Genomic DNA, 21,079 nt, shown 5'->3' on the forward strand with positions numbered 1-21,079 from the left:
CATCCAGATTTAAATATCTAATTTAAGACGTGCGTAAGCTGCTACTAACCATTTTATACCATGATTTTTAAAATTAATCTTCAGGCAACTTTGTTCACCATGATATCCATCTTCTAGTACTATGCCTTTACCAAATTTAGGATGAAATATTTTCTGTCCAATAGAAAAAAATTAGATATTTCTACAATTTTTTTTATTTTTCATTTTTGTTACATAACTATGTTTTTTAAAACACGTATATGGTAATTCGCTTATAAAGCGTGAAGGTCTATAACAGACTTCTTTACCGTTTATATGGCGTTTTTTTGCATAAATAATAGTCAAATGCTCCATAGCACGAGTGATGCCAACATACGCTAATCTACGTTCTTCTTCTAGAAGTTCTTTGTCTTTTATTGAATTTTTGTTAGGAAACATTCCTTCTTCCATTCCTACAATAAAAACATAAGGAAATTCAAGTCCTTTGGATGAATGCAATGTCATTAATTGTACTGCATCTTTCGTACTACTAGCTGATTTATTGTCTTCTAGAACAGTGTGTGATAGAAAAGATTGTAGTGGTTTTAAATCTTTATTTTTTTTATTATAGCTCAATTGAAATTGGCTGGTGGCTGTAACTAGTTCTTTAAGATTTTCAATACGTATCTTACCTCTTTCGCTTTTTTCTTTTTCGTACATTTCCAACAAACCGGAGTTTCTAATTACTCTATCAGTCTGTAAATATAACGGTAAATCAGAAATTTCCTTTGTTAGATTATCTAGCAATTTTAAAAAATTCCTAAGTGCAGCATTTAAGCGCTTGTTTAGTAAATTTTCTGTAAGCAATATTTTGCTAGATTGCCAAAGTGTTATTTTTTTCTTTTTAGAAATCAGCCTAATTAAATCTAGTGTACGATCACCGATTCCTCTAGGTGGCATATTAATCACTCTTTCATAAGCTGAATCATCATTATGGTTATCGATAAGTCGCAGATATGAAAGTGCATCCTTAATTTCTTGACGCTCAAAGAATCTAATACCACCATAAATACTATAAGCTAGACTAGCTTGTAATAATGTTTCTTCTAATACACGTGATTGAGCATTATTTCGATAAAGAATAGCGCATTTTTTAAGATCTATACCATGTATATAATTATTCTTAATACTATTTACAACAAAATTAGCTTCATCTAGTTCGTTAAAAGCATGATACAGTGTAATTGGTTCACCTTCTATTTTTTTAGTCCATAGAATCTTTCCTAATCTGCTATTATTATGAGCAATAAGTGTATTAGCAGCTTGCAAAATATTGTTGGTAGAACGGTAATTTTGTTCTAATCGTATTATCTTTGCATTAGAAAAATCATAAATAAATCGCTGAATATTTTTTATATTAGCTCCACGCCAGCCATAAATAGACTGATCATCATCACCAACGATCATTATATTACTGTTATTACTAACTAATATCTTAATCCATTCATACTGAATTTTATTCATATCCTGAAATTCATCTACTAAAATATTAGTAAATCGATTACGATAATAATTAAGAATATGTTGTTTATTTATCCATAATTCATATGATCGCAACATTAATTCAGCAAAATCTACTATCCCGGTACGATCGCATGTTTCTTGATATATTTGATAAATATCTTGCAAAGTAGCTTCAACCGAGTTACCGTAATCTTTTTTAGGGCGTAAACCTTCATCTTTTTTTTTGTCTATATACCACCTTGCTTGAATAGGTGTCCACTTTTTATCATCTAGATTCATTTCGCGAATAATGCGTTTTAATAATCTTAGCTGATCTTCGCTATCGATAATCTTAAAATTTTGCGGAAGGTTAGCATCCTGATAGTGGGAACGCAACAAGCGGTAAGCTAATCCATGAAAAGTGCCAATACACATGCTATTGTGTCTAGTACTTAGAAGGTATTCGATACAATTTAGCATTTTAACAGCTGCTTTGTTAGTAAATGTTGCTGCAATTACTGAATATGGAGAACATTTTTTAACAGATATTAACCAGGCTATACGATGTACCAAAACTTTAGTTTTACCGCTTCCAGCACCTGCTAGCACCAAAAAATTCCCTTTAGGTGCAGTAACTGCTTTCCGTTGTTTATAATTTAAATTTTTTAGTATATTGTAAACTTCCACAACTGACCTTTAAAATATGCTAAATTTTTAATACGTAAAGGCTAAATTTTTAAATTTTAAAATTAAAGCAGCGCCTATAATCAGCAATTTTTTAAATTTTTTTAATTTTTATAGCACGTTCTAATGAATTTAATATTTCTTTTTTAGCTGCTTCAGCATTATCCCAACCTAAAATCTTTACCCATTTACCTTTTTCAATATCTTTATAGTGTTCGAAAAAATGTATAATTTGTTCTTTCAGGAGTGATGGAAAATTATCAATATCCTTGATGTGTTCATATTCTTTTGATATCTTAGAATGCGGTACAGCAACAATTTTAGAATCTTCACCTAATTCATCTGTCATTTTTAGTATCCCTACCGGGCGACTCTTAATTACAGATCCTGGCTGCAGCGGATATGGGGTCGGTACTAACACGTCTACTGGATCCCCATCTAGAGATAAGGTATGGTTAATATATCCATAATTGCATGGATAAAACATCGTTGCATACAGAAAACGTTCTACAAATAGAGCGCCGCTTTCCTTATCAATTTCGTATTTAATAGGATCAGCATTGGCTGGAATTTCAATAATTACATAAATATCTTCTGGTAAATTTTTAATTTTTGGTATTTTATTTATGATCATTTTATTGTTCTCTGAACTTAAATAATAGTTAGACGAAAATTAATAAAAAAATAGCATAAAACTATAAGCAATATTTCATTGAAATATTATTCAGCTGTTAAGCTAAAGTTTATGTACGTAAATATAGCCTGTATGCTACTTTTCCTGCAACCTTTTCCTTATATATTTTCCAATTAATGGGTATAGAATAGGTACCTTTTTTTTCAGTTTCGATGTAAATCCAAGATTTTTTTGCAAGATGATTGTAATACTCTAGAAAAGCTACGGTTTTAGATATCATACCCTGATTAAATGGAGGATCAATAAAAACAATATCAAACTTATTAGCATCTGATGAATGTGCTAGCCACAAATTGGTATCTGTAGTGATAACCTGCGCTTGTTTTGTCTGTAATAGTTGCAACTTATTTAAAAGTTGTTGACTAATTAATCTATCTTGCTCAATTAGTGTTACGCTAGCAGCAGCACGAGATAATGCCTCTATGCCCAAAGCCCCGCTTCCAGCGAAACAATCTAGACAGTGTGCCCCCCTAATAAACGGCGCTAACCAATTAAATAAAGTTTCCCGTACTCTGTTAGGAGTAGGTCGCAAAGCTGTCCTATTTGGCACTAAAATTTTACTACCACGCCACATACCACCAATAATACGAATTATTCCAGTAGGACAATTATTAGTAAATTTTTTATTTTTTTTAAAAATCAAATTATATAAATATACAATTAAATTGTATGATTTAAATTGTATGATAATTGTATGATTTAAATTGTATGATAATTATATCAAAAAAAATGAAAAATTCAGATAAAATTTTTTATTTTACATGAAATTTTACTAAAAATTAACGCCATTTTACGTTAAAAATAAAATATTGATTTATCCTGGTTCAACTACATAGTGGTATCTATACCGTGGTATCTATACCAGGTTTAATCTTAAAATTGATTAGATTAAGTTTACATATACAAGTTTACACCTAGATAATATTTTTATATATATAATAGTTGCAAAAAAATTATTAAGAACTAAGATTTAGCGTAATGCAAAAGCGGCTTTTCTACTAGTTAGAGGTCATAAATGATTAAATATATGCAAATTTTAGCTTATGTTCCCCAGGGAAGTTTAGAATACTATGTTAGGACTGCTAATGCTTATCCAATGTTAACAGCAAAAGAAGAACTAGAGTTGGCGGAAAGGTTTCACTATCATAGCGATTTAGAGGCTGCAAAGCAACTAATATTGTCACATTTGCGTTTTGTTATTCATATTGCACGTAATTATTCAGGATATGGCCTACCTCAAGCTGATTTAATCCAGGAAGGAAATATCGGTTTAATGAAAGCAGTTAGACGTTTTAACCCCAAAGTAGGGGTGCGTTTGGTTTCATTTGTAGTTCATTGGATTAAAGCTGAAATTCACGAATACGTATTGCGCAACTGGCGTATTGTAAAAATAGCGACTACTAAAGCACAGCGCAAACTATTCTTTAATCTGCGTAAAACTAAACCTAGATTAGGTTGGTTTAACCAAAAAGAAGTAGAAATGGTAGCAAAAGAGCTAGGCGTATCTAGCAAAGATGTTCGTGAAATGGAGTCCCGTATGGCTGATCAAGACATAGCTTTTGATCCAACACCAGAAGATGAAAATTCAGAAGGACATACTATTGCTCCCTTACTTTATTTACATGATAAATCATCTGATTTTGCTGATAGCATTGAAGAGGCTAATTGGGACAATCATGCTGTTGATAAGTTAAGTATAGCTCTAAGAGCACTTGATGAGCGAAGCCGTAACATCATACGTGCGCGTTGGTTAGATGATACTAATAAAAGTACCCTGCAATCATTAGCCTACAAGTATGGTATTTCAGCAGAACGTGTGCGTCAACTTGAAAAAAATGCAATGAAAAAAATACGTTTAGCGATCGAGGAATAAAAAAATAAGCTATTTAGTTGTTGATATGGGTTATACAGCCCATATAGGGCCTAATTATCGAAGGAATTTCAATCCTTCCATCAGATAGCTGATAATTTTCAAGTACAGCTACTAGGGTGCGGCCAACAGCAAGTCCAGAGCCGTTTAATGTATGTACAAGTTGCAGCTTATTATCCTTCTTGCTTCGATAGCGTGCTAAAATTCGTCGCGCTTGAAAATCACCGATATTCGAACACGAAGATATTTCTCTATAGGTATTTTGTGCTGGAAGCCATACTTCTAAATCATATGTTTTACAAGATGCAAAACTCATATCAACGGTACTTAGCAGTATTTTTCGATATGGAAGCTGCAGCAGTTGTAGTACTTTTTCAGCATGTCCGGTTATTTCTTCTAGCGCCTGCATAGACTGCTCTGGTTTCACCACCTGCATGATTTCAACTTTTTCAAACTGATGCATACGAATAAGTCCCCTATTATCACGTCCGTAAGATCCAGCTTCAGAACGAAAGCACGGCGTATGGGCAGTCATCTTAAGTGGAAGCGCGTCTTCTTCAATTATTTGGTTACGTAGTAGATTAGTTAGCGGTACTTCTGCTGTTGGTATTAATGCATAGGATTTTTTCTCTATTTCTTCGTTTAATGACTGTACATAGAATAGATCTTTAGAAAATTTTGGCAATTGACCTGTGCCATAAAGTGAAAACTTATTAACTATATAAGGAAGATAATATTCTATATATCCGTGCTGTTCGGTATGTAAATCTAACATAAACTGGGTCAGCGCACGATGTAATTGTGCAATTTTACCACGCATTACTACAAAACGTGTACCAGTTAGCTTTACTGCTGCAGAAAAATCAAAACCTTCCACAACTTTGCCAAGTTCTACATGATCTCTAATGTTAAAATCATAATTTTTTGGTTTTCCCCAACGTAAAACTTCTTTATTATTTTTTTCTTGTCTGCCATCAGGCACCTCATCTGCGGGAATATTAGGCAAAGAAAGTGCGTAGTTACTTATTGATTCTTGTAATGCTTTTAGTTCATATTTAGCAGTGCTTAATTGTTCATCAAGATCATTTACTTCTTGGCACAGTAGCTTAATATCTTCTCCACGTAACTTTTCGAAGCCTATCTTCTTAGAAAGTGCATTACGTTTAGCTTGTAGTTTTTCCATTTTAATTTGGAACAATTTACGGTGCTCTTCCTGTTTACGCAGTGCTACTACATCTATTTTAAATTTTCTAAGAGCTAATTTTTTAGTAACAGTATTAAGCTTATTACTACGCAGTAGATTAGGATCAAGCATATTATCCCTATTGTAGGAGGAAAATTACCTAAATTTAATTTTACCTAAATTTAATTTAGATAATGCTATTATATATAGCTTAGTTAGCTTATATAGCTTAGTTAGCTATTTTATTATTCTAATTACCTTTGTCAATATTGTTTTACCCTAACGCTAGTCATCCAAATTTATACCTTATTTTAGTGTAAAATTTATAATTTACATTTGGAAAATTATAATATATTTTACGGTATAATAAAAATAAATGTGAACTAATAGTTTTTTTGAAAAAACTTGAAAAGGATTTCTATGAATTTATTTTCTTTAATGTACTTACAACTTTGTTAAATTTGATATTTGGAAAATATATATACGATGAAAAACAGTAAATTACTAATATTGGGTTCAGGACCAGCAGGGTATACAGCAGCAATATATGCTGCACGTGCTAATTTAAATCCTGTTCTAATTACTGGTATGGAACAAGGAGGACAGCTAACAACAACTTCTGAGATAGAAAATTGGCCTGGAGAACACGAATTGTTAACTGGTCCCTTGCTAATGGATCGTATGTACGTACATGCCAAAAAATTTAACACAGAAATTATTTCTGACTACATTACTGAAGTAGATTTACATAAATCTCCTTTTTTTCTTATTGGCGATAAAGAGGAATATACATGTCAGGCACTTATTATCGCTACTGGATCTTCAGCACGCTATCTTGGCCTCCCTTCTGAAGAAGCTTATAAAGGTAAAGGAGTTTCTACTTGCGCTACCTGCGATGGATTTTTTTACCGTAACAAAAAAGTAGCTGTAGTTGGAGGGGGGAATACCGCTGTTGAGGAATCTCTTTATCTATCTAAGATTGCAGAAAAAGTGCATTTAATCCACCGTGGCAATATTTTCAATTCTGAAAAAATTAGTCTTGACCGACTAATGAATAAAGTCAATAACAATAATATAGTATTGCATAAAAATAGTATAATAAAAGAAATATTAGGTAACGAAAGGGGCGTAACAGGTGTATACATAAAAGATATAAACGCTAATAAGCATGAATATATTGAAGTTTCTGGTGTATTTATCGCTATTGGTCATAGCCCGAATACAGCTATTTTCGGATCGCAACTTGTATTGCATAAAAACGGTTATCTACGTGTCCAATCTGGTATTAACGGTAACGCTACTTCTACTTCTATTCCCGGTGTTTTTGCAGCTGGAGACGTTATAGATCCTAATTATGGCCAGGCTATTACATCTGCTGGTACCGGATGTATGGCTGCATTAGACGCAGAGCGTTATCTTAATAAGATAGATTAAGGTATAATATTAGAAAAAATTAAACTTATGATAATTTACTTTGAACTTTAATCTAAAAAATAAATTTAATGAATAATAGTAGACAAAAAATACTTATACATTGGTTAAACTTGCAAAGTAAGCGTATAAAAGGATGGCTACAACTTTCTATATTATTTGGAATAATAAGAGCATTAATTATTATTGCTCATTCTTATATTTTATCTTTTTTACTACAAGCATTGATTATAGATCGCACTCAACGTTCTAATTTAAAAGAATTTTTTATTGCGTTAGTAACGTTATTTGCGTTTCGCGCTGTAGTTAATTATGTTCATGAACGTATAGGTTTTATTGCTGGTAGTTTATTGCGTCGTAAAATACGTGCTCAAATTTTAGATCAGTTTGAGCGTCTAGGACATGCATGGATCCAGAGAAAAAAAACAGGTAGTTGGATTAGCATGTTGCTTGAGCAAATAGAAAATATGCAAGATTTTTATGCTCGATATTTACCACAAATATTTATATCAGCAATAGTGCCTTTCATGATTCTTATTGTAATTTTTCCTATTAATTGGATATCAGGTTTAATACTATTTATTACAGCACCTATGATTCCACTATTTATGTTTTTGGTAGGTACAGGTGCTGCTGAAGCAAATAGACGTAATTTTTTAGCTTTAGAGCATTTATCTGGATATTTTCTTGATCGTCTACGTGGGTTAGAAACCATCAGGATTTTTTTTAATGCAAAATCAGAAAAAAATAATATTTGCCGTCTTACTGAAAAATTTCGTCAGCGCACTATGGAAGTATTAAGGTTAGCTTTTCTATCATCAGGAGTATTGGAATTTTTTTCTTCGATATTTATCGCTATTTTAGCAGTTTATTTCGGTTTCTCTTATTTAGGAAAACTAAATTTAGGTAGCTACAGCAAAAAAATAACGCTATTCGATGGATTTTTAGTGCTAATACTAGCCCCTGAATTCTTTCAACCATTACGAGATTTAGGTAATTTTTATCATGCTAAGGCTAAGGCAGTAGGTGCAGCTGAATCATTAGTATATTTTTTAGAAGATGATTATGATAAAGTAATAGGAAATAAAATTCCTGTTTCTGGTCCTATCAATTTGATTGCTCGTGATTTATGGATACTAGCTCCTAATGGAAATAAACTGGCTGGACCGCTTAATTTTTCAGTTAAAGCTGGACAACGTATAGCTATCATAGGTACTAGCGGTGCCGGAAAAAGTTCTTTATTAAAAGTATTACTAGGTTTTTTACCATATAGAGGCTCTATACTGGTCAACGGAATAGAACTTCGCGAACTAGCGCCACTTCTTTGGCGTAAACAGTTAAGCTGGGTCAGTCAAAATCCATTATTGCCGGCAATAACTGTACGTGATAATATTTTACTGGGAGCTCCAGATGCAGATGATTTGCAGTTAATGCAAGTAGTTAATGATACTTATTTGGATGATTTACTTATATCACTATCAGATGGTATAAATAGCTCTGTAGGGGAAGACGCAAGTCTTCTATCTTTTGGACAAGCACAGCGTGTAGCTTTGGCACGAGCTTTGATTCGTATACCTAGATTATTATTATTAGACGAACCTACTGCTAGTCTTGATATACATAGCGAAAGACTGATAATTAATACTTTGGAAAAAACTATGCTACGTCAGACTACGATTTTAGTAACACATAAACTACATCTAATAAATTATTTTGACAGTATTTGGGTGATGAATAATGGTATTATAGAACACCAAGGTAATTATACCAATTTAGTAAGCACTACTGGAAAAATAGCTGATTTTTAAATTACTTTTCACTAAATATGCGCGTTTTACTTCCTTATTTATTTTTTTTACATCGTCGATTAAAACAATTTTTTTTGGGTTTTTTACTTACAATTGTTACTTTATTTGCTCATATATGTCTGTTAACTGTATCAGGATGGTTTTTAGCTAGTGCAGCTACGGCTGGTATAGTTGGAAATTTTAACTACATGTTACCTGCTGCAGGTATGCGCATCGCTGCAATTATCCGCACAACTTGCCGCTGGACAGAGCGAGTTGTTACCCACGACGCTACCTTCAACGTATTAAAATATTTAAGAATTTATACTTTTATTCGTATTTTACCACTTTTTCCTAGTGCAAGTAATCATTTTCAACGAACAGAATTACTCAACCGCTTGGTAAGCGATGTGGATACTCTAGATAATCTTTATTTACGAGTTATTTCACCGATAGCTGTAGCGGTAGTTGTTATATTAGCAGTAACTTCTATTCTATATCTTTTATACCCAAAATTTAGCTTGACACTGGGTATATTAACATTGGGTATCTTGGTGCTATTTTCTCTACTTTTTTATCGTTACGTAAAAAGTGTAGGAGAATTAATAACCATTTTTCGTGACAATTATCGTCAGCAACTTAACACATTGCTTTCTAGCAATGCTGAACTTACCGTGTATGGCGCCGTAGAACGCTATCGAAACAAACTAGATAATACTGAAAAAAAATGGCAAATACATCAGAGTTGTCAAAGTAGTATAGGTGCTTGCGCACAAAGTGTGCTCCAGTTATTAACTGGCCTAACATTGACATTTGTATTGTGGATTTCTGCTGGTAGTGTTATAAATGATTCGTTTAGAGAGCTTATTGCTCTGTTCTTTTTCGCGACACTTTCGGTATTTGAGGCCATAGTTCCGGTAGCAGGTGCTTTTCAATATCTGGGACAAGTAATAGCATCTGCTGTACGCCTTAATATACTTATTAACCAACTTCCAAATGTAGTTTTTCCTCATAGAGGTCCAGTACCAGCTACTAGTGTTACTTTTAGTGCTCACAAATTATATTTTAAATATCCACAGCATAAAGTACCAGCAATTAATAATTTGTCGATAAATGTTGCTGCTGGAGAACATATTGCTTTACTAGGCCATACTGGTAGTGGTAAATCAACTATGTTGCAATTATTGACTCGAGCTTGGGATCCACAAAAAGGATATATCACGTTTAATGGAATACCGTTACCACAGTGGAGCGAAAGCGCGCTACGCGCAATGACTGCAGTGGTACCTCAGCGAGTTTATATTTTTAGCGCTACATTAAGAGATAATCTTCTTTTGGCAGCTCCATATGTTAATGATGAAAAAATATGTACCATATTGAATTTGGTAGGATTAGAAAAACTTCTTAAAAACAAAGGATTAAACCTATGGCTTGGAGATGGCGGTAGATCTCTTTCAGGAGGTGAACACCTCCGCATAGGAATCGCCCGTATTCTTCTACATGAAGCTCCGCTATGGTTGCTAGATGAGCCCACATATGGCCTTGATGTAGTTACCGAAAAGCAAATTTTACAGCTTCTAATTAAACTGGGCAAAGGACGCACGTTAATAATGGTTACCCATAGGCTTCAGGAATTAGAAAATTTAGATCGTATTTATATTATGGATAGAGGTACCTTTATTGAAAAAGGTAGCCATAAGGAATTAATGGAACAGCGCGGCCGTTATTATAATTATCATTTTGCCGGAGGTATAGTATAAAATAAATCTCCGCCTAGTAGGCTGAGTTCATAAAAAATTTATAATAATATAAATTAATTCTAATTAGAGGATTATATGTCTAAAGAAGATAATATTGAAATGCAAGGTACAGTACTAGAAACTTTGCCTAATACCATGTTCCGTGTTAAATTAGAAAATGGACATGTAGTATCAGCTCATATATCTGGTAAAATACGTAAAAACTATATTCGTATTTTAACAGGAGATAAAGTTACCGTAGAGTTGACACCATACGATTTAAGCAAAGGACGTATTGTATTTCGTAGTAGATAAAATTAAATTTATTCAAAGATAGAAAAAATACTAATTAACTTAACTAATACTTAAAATTAAGTGAACTTTTGTAGTTCAATGCAATACTGATGTTATTTTTGTAGCATTTTAAAAAAAATTAATTGCTGCATCTACTTTTGCCGCGATTTTTTAGCATCTAGATAGATTTGCAATAGATTTGCATGCAGTAATTTAATTTTCTAGAAAATTTATATCACGCGCCAGTGATGTATACATTATACATAAAATTTATTAGCTCATTAGCTCTAGCTTACACTCTTGGAGTGCACTCCTATTGAAGCACTACATAGAATTAGCTTAAGTTATTATTAACTTTTAGTAGCTGCTTTAAAAGCTTCAGTCATTGCATTTGAAAAATTTTCTTCTTGTTTTTTACTGATGTTTTTTTTCTTATCAACTTCAGTTGATAGACTGATAACTCTATTCTTTCGATCGATACCAATCAATTTTACTTCTATATTATCTCCAACTATTAGTGATTTTTCTTGGTTACGAAAAATTTCAGATAATTGTAGATAACCTTCTACTCCATTTGCTAATTCAACAACTGTAATATCTTTATTAGTATCAACTGCTACTATTTTACCAGTAACGATAGCACCTTTCTTATTTAAAGATAAATAATTATTGAATTGATCTTCAGCTAGTTGTTTTATTCCTAAAGAAATACGTTCACGTTCAGCGTCAACCTGTAGAACTATAGCTGCAATTTCATCACCTTTTTTATAATTATGTATAGCTTCTTCTCCGGTTATATTCCATGAAATATCAGATAAATGAACTAACCCGTCGATACCACCTTTTAGGCCGATAAATATGCCAAAATCAGTAATTGATTTTATTTTACCTTCAACACGGTCACCTTTATTGAAGGTTTCAGCGAATTGCTGCCAAGGATTAATTTTACATTGTTTTAATCCTAAAGAAATACGATGACGTTCTTCGTCGATATCCAAAACTATTACTTCTACCAATTCTCCTACATTAACCATTTTAGATGGATGAATATTTTTATTAGTCCAGTCCATTTCAGAAACATGCACTAGTCCTTCAATTCCTTCTTCAATTTCAACGAAGCATCCGTAGTCAGTTAGGTTAGTTACGCGGCCATTCAAACGAGTACCTTCTTGATAACGTTTTGCAATAGCAACCCAAGGATTTTCAATTAACTGTTTCATACCTAATGATACTCTAGTACGATCACGATCAAATTTTAACACTTTAACAGATATTTCATCTCCAATATTTACTATTTCTTTAGGATGCTTAACACGTTTCCAAGCCATATCTGTAATGTGCAGTAGACCATCAATACCACCTAAATCAACAAAAGCACCATAATCAGTTAAGTTTTTTACGATACCTTTAACTTCCTTACCTTCATGCAAATTTTCTAACAGAATATCTCTATCCGCACCATTTTCCAATTCAATAACTGCACGTCGCGAAACAACAACATTGTTACGTTTATGATCTAATTTAATGATTTTAAAATCAAGCTCTCTTCCTTCCAAAGGAAGGTTATCTCGAATAGGACGCACGTCTACTAAAGAACCAGGTAAAAAAGCACGAATACCGTTTAATTCTACAGTAAACCCACCTTTTACTTTTCCATTAATTACACCAATGACGTTCGTAACTTCTTTGTACGCTTTTTCTAGCATTAACCATGATTCATGTCTTTTTGCTTTTTCACGGGATAAGATAGTTTTACCAAAACCATCTGCTACTGCATCTAGAGTAACGTCAACTTGATCGCCTATTTTAATTTCTAATTTACCCTGAGAGTCAAGAAATTGTTCAACAGGAATAGTTGATTCAGATTTGAGACCAGCGTCAATTAGAACAACGTCTTTCGCAATTGATACAACCTTTCCACGAATAATAGAACCAGGACGAGTTTCAATTTTTTTAATAAATTCTTCAAATATTTGAGCAAATGATTCTGTCATAATTAATTTTCTAATTAACGACCATTAAGCATCCCTGCTTGATGGAGTAGTTATTATTATATCCAAATGCATTTCCTATGCTTTGGTAAAAAATTACTGAATATTTTAAATAGAGTCCTTTTTGGGATAGTCAGCTAATTAGTTGCAGATACTATTTTGATACTATTTTTAGTAAAAAAAAACAAATTTTAGTAAATACAACATAATTGTTGTTACCATGATATTTTATATTAACATTAAATTATTTTACCTGCAACTGCAGCTTATATTTTAAATAGTACATTTTAATTTAGTAAATATAAGCAAATATTTAAATACTTAAAGCGAATTTTATTATGAATGAAATTGCGAAAAAAATATTGGTAACCTGTGCTTTACCTTATGCTAATGGTTCTATCCATATTGGACATATTTTTGAACATATACAAGCTGATATCTGGGTTCGTTATCAGAGAATGCGTGGCAATCAAGTTTATTTTATTTGTGCTGATGACGCTCACGGAACACCAATTATGCTTAAAGCACAGCAAATGGGTATTACTCCTGAAGAGATGATTAACGCAATAAACTTAGAGCACAAAAAAGATTTAGCAGACTTTAGTATTAGTTATGATAATTACCATTCAACTCATAGCGAAGAGAATTTGCAATTCTCTACACTTATTTATCAGCGACTTAAAAAAAAGAATTTAATTAAATCTAGATTTATTTTACAGCTATTTGATATAGAAAAATCTATGTTTTTGCCAGATCGTTTTGTAAAAGGTAGATGTCCAAAATGCAATTCTCCAGATCAATATGGAGATAACTGTGAGATTTGTGGTGCTACCTATAACTCAATAGAACTTATCAATCCTAAATCTGTAGTTTCCGGTGCCAAACCAGTAATGCGTGAATCAAAACACTTTTTTTTCGATTTACCTGTTTTTAGCAATATGCTAAATACTTGGACTCGTTCAGGAGCTCTTCAAGAGCCAGTAGCCAATAAAGTTCAGGAATGGTTTGAATCAGGATTACAGCAATGGGATATTTCCCGTGACGCACCATATTTTGGTTTTGAAGTCCCTGATGCTCCTGGAAAATATTTATATGTCTGGTTAGATGCCCCTATTGGCTATATGAGTGCTTTTAAAAATTTTTGTAAAAAAAATAAAAATATATGTTTTGATGAATTTTGGAAGGAAGATTCTCAAGCTGAGCTTTACCATTTTATTGGTAAAGATATTGTCTATTTTCATAGTTTATTCTGGCCAGCTATATTAGAAGGTAGTAATTTTCGTAAACCAACTAATTTATTAGTACACGGATATGTAACTGTAAACGGCTATAAAATGTCAAAATCAAGGGGCACTTTTATCAAAGCTAGCACTTATTTAACATATTTTGATGCAGACTGTCTTCGTTATTTTTATGCTACTAAAATGTCATCAAATATCAATGACATCGATTTAAATATGAAAGATTTTGTACTACGAGTAAATGCAGATATTGTTAATAAAGTTGTAAATATTGCATCACGCAATGCTGTATTTATAAATAAATATTTTAACGGACAATTAGCTGCTACTATAGATGACCCGGTACTATATGCGACCTTTGTTAATGCAGCAAAATATATTGGTCAAGATTTTAGTAACCGCGAAACTAGCCACGCAATTCGTAAAATTATGAATTTAGCAGATTTGGCTAATCGTTATGTAGATAAAAAGGTACCTTGGGTAATAGCGAAACAGAAAGGACGCAATAGAGATCTGCAATCCATATGTTCAATGGGTATTCAATTATTTAGAGTTTTGATGACATATTTGAAGCCAGTACTTCCTTCGTTAGTAACACGAGCAGAATTATTTTTAGCAACTTCCCTGACCTGGGATGCTATTTCTGAACCATTATTGTCACATCGTATAAATAACTTTAAGAGATTATTTATTCGTATTAAACTAGAACAAGTAGAGGCTATGATTAAAGATTCACAGTTAAAATAAATTTTTAAAATTATCCATTTTTACGTTGTGTATTTTAAAATTAGGTTACTATATATTTTAAATTTTTATTTAAATATTATAATATACTTATCAGCATAATATTATGTAATAATATTTTTTAAATATTTGATATAAACAGGAAATTTTAATGTGTAATTATTATACGTCTTCAAGTATTAAAGTACTTAAAGGTTTGGATGCAGTACGTAAACGTCCTGGTATGTATATCGGTGATACTGATGATGGTACTGGTTTACATCATATGGTATTTGAAGTTGTAGACAATGCTATCGACGAAGCACTTGCTGGTTTTTGTAAAGAAATAGTAGTTGTGATTCACGAAGGTAATTCAATTTCTGTTCATGATGATGGAAGAGGTATTCCAACAGGCATACATGAAGAAGAAGGAATATCTGCAGCAGAAGTTATAATGACTATGCTGCATGCCGGAGGCAAATTCGATGATAAATCTTATAAAGTATCAGGAGGTTTACACGGAGTGGGTATATCTGTAGTAAATGCTCTATCTCAAAAACTTGAGCTTATAATAAAAAGAGAAGGAAAAATATATCAACAAATTTATCATAATGGAGTTCCACAATTTCCACTAAAAATAGTAGGAAAAACTGATCATACTGGTACAATAGTAAGATTTTGGCCAAGTTTTGATACCTTTACTAATAAGACAGAATTTCAATATGAAATTTTAGCTAAAAGGTTGCGAGAATTGTCTTTTCTAAATTCTGGAATATCTATACGATTGTGCGATAAAAGAAATTATAAAGAAGATCATTTCCATTACGAAGGAGGAATCAAATCTTTTATAGAAAGTCTGAATAAGAATAAAATTTCTATTCATCCTAATATTTTTTATTTTTCTACTGAAAAAGACAATATTAGTGTGGAAATTGCATTGCAATGGAACGATAGCTTTCAAGAAAATATCTACTGCTTTACTAATAATATTCCCCAACAAGACGGTGGCACTCATCTTGCTGGATTTCGTACTGCTATGACACGTACAATAAACTATTATCTGGATAAAGAAGGCTACAGCAAAAAAGCTAAAATTAACGTTACTGGAGAGGATATACGTGAAGGTATTATAGCAATAATTTCAGTTAAATTATCAGATCCTAAATTTTCTTCACAAACAAAAAACAAATTAGTTTCTTCAGAGGTAAAAGCTGCCGTTGAATCATTAATAAATGATAGACTTTTTGAATTTTTACTGGAAAATCCAAATGATGCTAAAATAATAGTAGAAAAAATTATTGACTCAGCTCGAGCTCGTGAAGCTGCTCGTAAAGCACGTGAAATAACTCGTCGTAAAGGTGCCATAATAGACATATCTGGATTACCTGGTAAACTTGCTGACTGCCAAGAACAAGATCCTGCACTATCTGAACTTTACTTAGTAGAAGGTGATTCAGCTGGAGGTTCAGCTAAGCAGGGACGTAACCGTAAAAATCAAGCGATATTACCTCTAAAAGGAAAAATTCTTAATGCTGAAAAAGCTCGTTTTGAGAAAATTTTATCTTCTCAAGAAGTAACTACGCTGATAACTGCTCTAGGATGTGGTATAGGCAAAGAAGAATATAATCAAGATAAGTTGCGTTATCACAATATCATTATAATGACCGATGCTGATGTCGATGGCTCACATATTCGCACTTTGTTATTGACCTTTTTTTATCGTCAAATGCCTAAAATTATTGAGCAAGGTCATGTATTTATTGCACAACCGCCACTATATAAAGTAAAAAATGGCAAAAAAGAACAATATTTCAAAGATCATGAGGACATGGATCGTTATATGATAGCCATGGCAGTGCATGGTGCCACACTATATGCTAATTCACCTAAAATAGTTATAAAAGGTAAAAATCTAGAAAATTTAGTTACTGAGTATTATGGTATACAAAAGATGATAGAACGTATAGAACAACGTTTTCCAAGTTTGCTTCTTTACAGCTTAATTTACCATCAGGTGTTAACTAAAGAACACCTAAATCAAAAAAATAAAGTTATATTCTGGATTGAATCTCTAGTACAAATATTAAAGAATAACAATAAGCATGGCAGTATTTATAATTTTGAAGTTAAAAAAAATTACGAATCTCAGTTATTTGAGCCAATATTACGAATACGTACTAATGGTGTAGATACAGATTACATACTAGGTTATGATTTTATTAACAGTAATGAGTATTTAAAACTAAAAAATATTGGAAAAAAACTAGATAATCTTATCAAGATAGATGCTTTTATTAAGCGTGGTGATCGATATCAGCAAATAAATAGTTTTGAACAGGCATTCGAATGGTTAATAAAAGAATCGCGTAGAGGACTAGTAATCCAGCGCTATAAAGGACTAGGTGAAATGAATCCAAAACAGTTATGGGAAACCACCATGGATCCAAGAAGACGTTGCATGTTACGTGTTACAATTAATGATGTAATTGCAGCTGATCAGCTTTTTAACACGCTGATGGGAGATACAGTAGAGCCCCGGCGCATGTTTATTCAAGAAAATGCATTAAAAGCAGAAAATATAGATATTTAGTTAATATATAGCATAATCAGTTATTAGCGTATAAAATAAAAAGTAGAAGTAATTTACTCTTGTAATGCTTAAAAAATTATTTTAATTAACTTTTAAAGTTTATCTTTAGATGCGTCCGTAGCTCAGTTGGTTAGAGTGTCACCTTGACATGGTGGTGGTCAGTGGTTCGATTCCACTCGGACGCAAGTTTTTTTTAAAAAAATTAAGTTTATTTTTTGAAGCATAAGCAATATCAATAATAAAAATTGGTTTTCAAAAATACATTTATATTTTTAGTTGCAGGTACGGTACTAGTACTGTTTAAGTACTGTTTAATACAAAAATATAGCAAATAAACTTATCACAAATTATAGAAATTTACATTATGAAAAAAACTAAAATAGTTTGTACTATCGGTCCTAAAACAGACTCTGAAGAAGTATTATCAAGCCTTCTTAACGCAGGGATGAATGTAATGCGTCTTAATTTTTCTCATGGAAACTATGATGAACACGAGAAAAAAATTAAAAATCTGCGTGCAGTATTAAATAAAACAGCCTTACAGGCTGCTATTATGCTTGATACTAAAGGACCTGAAATTCGTACTATGAAGCTAGAAAATGGTAAAGATGTTTCGTTGAGTGCCGGCCAAATATTTACTTTTACTACAGATCAAAATGTTATCGGCAATAGTAAGCGTGTAGCAGTAACTTATTCTGGATTTAATCAAGATCTAAAAGTAGGAAATACTGTATTAGTAGATGATGGTCTTTTATGTATGAACGTTATAGAGATATTGCAGGATCAAGTATTGTGCCAAGTATTAAACAATGGTGATCTTGGTGAAAATAAAGGTATTAATCTTCCTGGTGTGTCTCTTGCTCTACCAGCATTGTCAGAGAAAGATAAAAGTGACTTAATTTTTGGATGCAAACAAGGAGTAGATTTTATTGCAGCTTCATTTATTCGTAAACAATCTGATGTGCGAAAAATTCGTGTACATCTTAAGCAACACGGAGGTGAACATATTCAGATCATATCTAAAATTGAAAACCAAGAAGGTTTAGATAATTTTGATAAAATTCTTGAAGAATCTGATGGTATAATGGTAGCTCGCGGTGATCTTGGTGTTGAAATTCCAGTTGAAGAAGTTATTTTTGCGCAAAAGATGATAATAGCAAAGTGTAATAAGGCACGTAAGGTTGTAATTACTGCAACACAAATGCTTGATTCTATGATTAAAAATCCTCGTCCCACACGAGCAGAAGCTGGTGACGTTGCTAATGCAATTTTAGATGGCACTGATGCTGTTATGCTCTCTGGAGAAAGTGCAAAAGGAAAATATCCACTTGAATCAGTTACTATTATGGCTAAAATATGTAATAGAACAGATAGGATGCTATCTAGTCGTATCAATAATATCAGTAAATTGTGTATTACTGAAGCAATTTGCCGTGGAGCTGTTGAAACTGCAGAAAAACTAGAATCACCGCTTATTGTAGTAGCTACAGAAAGTGGGAAATCTGCTAAATATATACGTCAATATTTTCCCAAATCAGAAATTTTAGCACTAACAACTAACACTTTTACAGCCCGTCATTTACTCTTAAGTAAGGGAATTACTTGTAAGCTTATAGATAAAATTAATTCTTCTGATGATTTTTATCGCATAGGTAAAGCTACAGCGCTAAAAAATAATTTAGCTATTAAAGGAAATATTATCGTTATGGTTTCTGGATCTGGGGTATCAAGTGGTACCACAAACACCTTATCAGTTCATATTTTATGAGGAGTGTACACGACGTACTATAGCATCTAACCCATGCGATCGATATGTAGTCAAGTGTTGAGTAAGTTTTAATTTATTAAAATGTACATCGTAAGAAATAATTTCTGTAATATTTATATTTTGATATAGTATAAATACTATTGCAATAATTCTTTTGACAATGGGGCAGCATCACTGTCTACGTAAAGTTGAAATTTGCCTTGTGCATTTTTTTTAGAACTATCCATACTTTACATCCATACTTTACTTTGACATCCATTAACAAAATTTTCTGGGGTACGCATGCTTTCTGGTAGTTGCGGTAATTTAGATCCTAGTTCAATACTATTGAGATATATCTCTATTACTACAACGTTAAAAATTATGCAGCAATTTTTCTTTATTAGGTATATGATTTCGATTTCATCTTTAATCGTTCCATTTGCTCAATAAATTTTGATGCATTGTGCGCCGTCTACATAGTCGCATCACTGTACGTAGCTATAATTTCAAAGGATTAAAGGTACCAAGTACATTAGATACTTGGGTTATAGCAAAGGTTGCAAATAAACTGGTACGTTTATCAATTTAATACGGCAATTTAGAAATATCCAGCGTACCATCTGGTAGAAAAGGAATATAGGCAGAGACAACTTTTTTTCTATCAGCTAATATTTTTTCCATGGAACAATATTGGCATGATGCTCCATTTAGGAAAACAGAATATTATCACCAGCCAGCATATTATATAGTCCCCAACTAGCAACCAGATTAATACACGAAAATAATTTCATCTACAGATTCGGCGTTAATAAAACGTGCTATCCTATATCGCACTTTTTCCATCTTAAAAGTTGATTCACTGCTTAAAGTATGAATTCCTCGGTTAGGCTTTTGCGCACTAGCGGCGCTATCCAGATATGTTAGCAATCTATTATTTTTTTACGTTTTAGGATAGGAAAATCAGAACGTATTTTTTCATAATTCATCTAACTGCTTCCTTTAAAGCCGCAGCAATACGTGCTTGCACAATATCGTACAGGATAAATTATTTCTGTTACTTCAGCTGCAAAAGCATAAATTATTATTTTTGTGCATTATTTAGACCGCGCGAACGGAAATAGAAAATATGTTATCAATGTTATCAAATAGTAGCCCCGTAACTACATTTTACGTCATCGTTATAAATTTCTAACTGAGGTTTAGTATCTACCTCTGATAAATGGTCTAGAAGAAAATTGTTATTTATTATTTTACTGTCAGTATTTATCTCCTTATTTGCAATTTTAATTAATCCATTGAATACTCCTTTGCCAAAGTCGCGTACAATCAATTTATGTATTTGGCGACTAAAACAATAACTCTTATTGTGTTATAAGTGCGGTTATCACTACTGGAGAAGAAGACTATTAATCACTATATCTAATCACTATATCTGATCCATCTGTGCGCTAGTTTTATTCCTAGTCAATGCAGCCCCTAATATAAATGTACTACTGCGTACAACATACGGACTATGCTTATATCGTTATGGCCAAAAGGGTAGCACTATTTTCACAAGCTAGTTTAATATGACTTAGGGGTGCATTATTGCCAACTTCCATTGAAGTACGATTACCGCTAATTGGAGGTCTATGCTAACAA

Annotated in this window: 15 protein-coding genes, 1 tRNA gene and 2 pseudogenes; 9 read left to right on the top strand and 9 right to left on the bottom strand. The window is 32.4% G+C overall.

Going from position 1 to position 21,079, the window contains the following annotated elements:
- Window positions 1–9: 9 nt before the first annotated feature.
- From uvrD to rsmD, 3 genes and pseudogenes are all read right to left on the bottom strand, one after another.
- Window positions 10–2,148: pseudogene (gene uvrD, locus TREMTM_RS00590) on the bottom strand (DNA helicase II).
- 91 nt (window positions 2,149–2,239) lie between these two features.
- Window positions 2,240–2,779 carry an inorganic diphosphatase gene (ppa, locus tag TREMTM_RS00595; protein ID WP_083172344.1) on the bottom strand — a complete coding sequence of 180 codons (540 nt, stop codon included), beginning with the start codon at window positions 2,777–2,779 and terminating at the stop codon, window positions 2,240–2,242.
- Between the two features lie 109 nt (window positions 2,780–2,888).
- A complete protein-coding gene (rsmD, locus tag TREMTM_RS00600; RefSeq protein WP_408065648.1) occupies window positions 2,889–3,479 on the bottom strand; it encodes a 16S rRNA (guanine(966)-N(2))-methyltransferase RsmD in 591 nt (196 codons plus the stop codon).
- A 375-nt stretch (window positions 3,480–3,854) separates the two neighbouring features.
- Between rsmD and rpoH the strand changes: the two genes are divergently transcribed.
- The gene (rpoH, locus tag TREMTM_RS00605) at window positions 3,855–4,712 is read left to right on the top strand and encodes an RNA polymerase sigma factor RpoH (RefSeq protein WP_083172347.1); all 858 of its coding nucleotides are present in this window, start codon (window positions 3,855–3,857) and stop codon (window positions 4,710–4,712) included.
- Window positions 4,713–4,725: 13 nt separating this feature from the next.
- On the opposite strand, the gene serS is transcribed toward rpoH, so the two are convergent.
- On the bottom strand, window positions 4,726–6,024 hold the full coding sequence (gene serS / locus TREMTM_RS00610) for a serine--tRNA ligase (RefSeq protein ID WP_083172349.1): 1,299 nt from the start codon (window positions 6,022–6,024) through the stop codon (window positions 4,726–4,728).
- Window positions 6,025–6,378: 354 nt separating this feature from the next.
- Here serS and trxB point away from each other — a divergent pair, with 354 nt between their 5' ends.
- From trxB to infA, 4 genes are all read left to right on the top strand, one after another.
- The gene (gene trxB, locus TREMTM_RS00615) at window positions 6,379–7,326 is read left to right on the top strand and encodes a thioredoxin-disulfide reductase (RefSeq protein WP_408065647.1); all 948 of its coding nucleotides are present in this window, start codon (window positions 6,379–6,381) and stop codon (window positions 7,324–7,326) included.
- Between the two features lie 68 nt (window positions 7,327–7,394).
- Window positions 7,395–9,131: a heme ABC transporter permease/ATP-binding protein CydD gene (cydD, locus tag TREMTM_RS00620; RefSeq protein ID WP_083172351.1), complete on the top strand. Its 1,737-nt coding sequence runs from the start codon at window positions 7,395–7,397 to the stop codon at window positions 9,129–9,131.
- 17 nt (window positions 9,132–9,148) lie between these two features.
- On the top strand, window positions 9,149–10,870 hold the full coding sequence (cydC, locus tag TREMTM_RS00625; RefSeq protein ID WP_083172352.1) for a heme ABC transporter ATP-binding protein/permease CydC: 1,722 nt from the start codon (window positions 9,149–9,151) through the stop codon (window positions 10,868–10,870).
- Window positions 10,871–10,945: 75 nt separating this feature from the next.
- Entirely contained in the window at window positions 10,946–11,164 is a 219-nt protein-coding gene (gene infA / locus TREMTM_RS00630) for a translation initiation factor IF-1 (protein ID WP_083172354.1), read from the top strand.
- Window positions 11,165–11,493: 329 nt separating this feature from the next.
- On the opposite strand, the gene rpsA is transcribed toward infA, so the two are convergent.
- Window positions 11,494–13,137: a 30S ribosomal protein S1 gene (rpsA, locus tag TREMTM_RS00635; RefSeq protein ID WP_083172355.1), complete on the bottom strand. Its 1,644-nt coding sequence runs from the start codon at window positions 13,135–13,137 to the stop codon at window positions 11,494–11,496.
- A 335-nt stretch (window positions 13,138–13,472) separates the two neighbouring features.
- Between rpsA and metG the strand changes: the two are divergent.
- The 4 genes and pseudogenes from metG to pykF all read left to right on the top strand — a co-directional run.
- Window positions 13,473–15,113, top strand: a pseudogene (gene metG, locus TREMTM_RS00640) (methionine--tRNA ligase); the annotation flags it as partial.
- Between the two features lie 157 nt (window positions 15,114–15,270).
- On the top strand, window positions 15,271–17,688 hold the full coding sequence (gene gyrB / locus TREMTM_RS00645; protein WP_083172358.1) for a DNA topoisomerase (ATP-hydrolyzing) subunit B: 2,418 nt from the start codon (window positions 15,271–15,273) through the stop codon (window positions 17,686–17,688).
- Window positions 17,689–17,799: 111 nt separating this feature from the next.
- Window positions 17,800–17,873 (top strand) — tRNA-Val (locus TREMTM_RS00650).
- Between the two features lie 179 nt (window positions 17,874–18,052).
- Window positions 18,053–19,456, top strand: a complete 1,404-nt coding sequence (gene pykF, locus TREMTM_RS00655; RefSeq protein WP_083172360.1) for a pyruvate kinase PykF — start codon at window positions 18,053–18,055, stop codon at window positions 19,454–19,456.
- Here the strand turns inward: pykF and TREMTM_RS01610 are convergent.
- From TREMTM_RS01610 to TREMTM_RS01585, 4 genes are all read right to left on the bottom strand, one after another.
- Window positions 19,451–19,618: a SufE family protein gene (locus TREMTM_RS01610; RefSeq protein WP_408065649.1), complete on the bottom strand. Its 168-nt coding sequence runs from the start codon at window positions 19,616–19,618 to the stop codon at window positions 19,451–19,453. The two genes, pykF and TREMTM_RS01610, sit on opposite strands and share 6 nt — an antisense overlap.
- 68 nt (window positions 19,619–19,686) lie before the next feature.
- Window positions 19,687–19,740 carry a hypothetical protein gene (locus TREMTM_RS01615; protein WP_408065650.1) on the bottom strand — a complete coding sequence of 18 codons (54 nt, stop codon included), beginning with the start codon at window positions 19,738–19,740 and terminating at the stop codon, window positions 19,687–19,689.
- 466 nt (window positions 19,741–20,206) lie between these two features.
- Window positions 20,207–20,281 carry a hypothetical protein gene (locus tag TREMTM_RS01620; RefSeq protein ID WP_231893360.1) on the bottom strand — a complete coding sequence of 25 codons (75 nt, stop codon included), beginning with the start codon at window positions 20,279–20,281 and terminating at the stop codon, window positions 20,207–20,209.
- 298 nt (window positions 20,282–20,579) lie between these two features.
- Entirely contained in the window at window positions 20,580–20,768 is a 189-nt protein-coding gene (locus TREMTM_RS01585; protein ID WP_231893358.1) for a SufD family Fe-S cluster assembly protein, read from the bottom strand.
- Window positions 20,769–21,079: the final 311 nt, after the last annotated feature.

The sequence above is a fragment of the secondary endosymbiont of Trabutina mannipara genome, from assembly GCF_900090215.1.
Taxonomy (GTDB): domain Bacteria; phylum Pseudomonadota; class Gammaproteobacteria; order Enterobacterales; family Enterobacteriaceae; genus Mikella.

Excerpts from the sequence above, each read along its gene's own strand:
- ppa (WP_083172344.1), bottom strand. The coding sequence starts at position 2,779 with ATGATCATAAATAAAATACCAAAAATTAAAAATTTACCAGAAGATATT.
- rpoH (WP_083172347.1), top strand. The coding sequence starts at position 3,855 with ATGATTAAATATATGCAAATTTTAGCTTATGTTCCCCAGGGAAGTTTA.
- serS (WP_083172349.1), bottom strand. The coding sequence starts at position 6,024 with ATGCTTGATCCTAATCTACTGCGTAGTAATAAGCTTAATACTGTTACT.
- trxB (WP_408065647.1), top strand. The coding sequence starts at position 6,379 with ATGAAAAACAGTAAATTACTAATATTGGGTTCAGGACCAGCAGGGTAT.
- cydD (WP_083172351.1), top strand. The coding sequence starts at position 7,395 with ATGAATAATAGTAGACAAAAAATACTTATACATTGGTTAAACTTGCAA.
- cydC (WP_083172352.1), top strand. The coding sequence starts at position 9,149 with ATGCGCGTTTTACTTCCTTATTTATTTTTTTTACATCGTCGATTAAAA.
- infA (WP_083172354.1), top strand. The coding sequence starts at position 10,946 with ATGTCTAAAGAAGATAATATTGAAATGCAAGGTACAGTACTAGAAACT.
- rpsA (WP_083172355.1), bottom strand. The coding sequence starts at position 13,137 with ATGACAGAATCATTTGCTCAAATATTTGAAGAATTTATTAAAAAAATT.
- gyrB (WP_083172358.1), top strand. The coding sequence starts at position 15,271 with ATGTGTAATTATTATACGTCTTCAAGTATTAAAGTACTTAAAGGTTTG.
- pykF (WP_083172360.1), top strand. The coding sequence starts at position 18,053 with ATGAAAAAAACTAAAATAGTTTGTACTATCGGTCCTAAAACAGACTCT.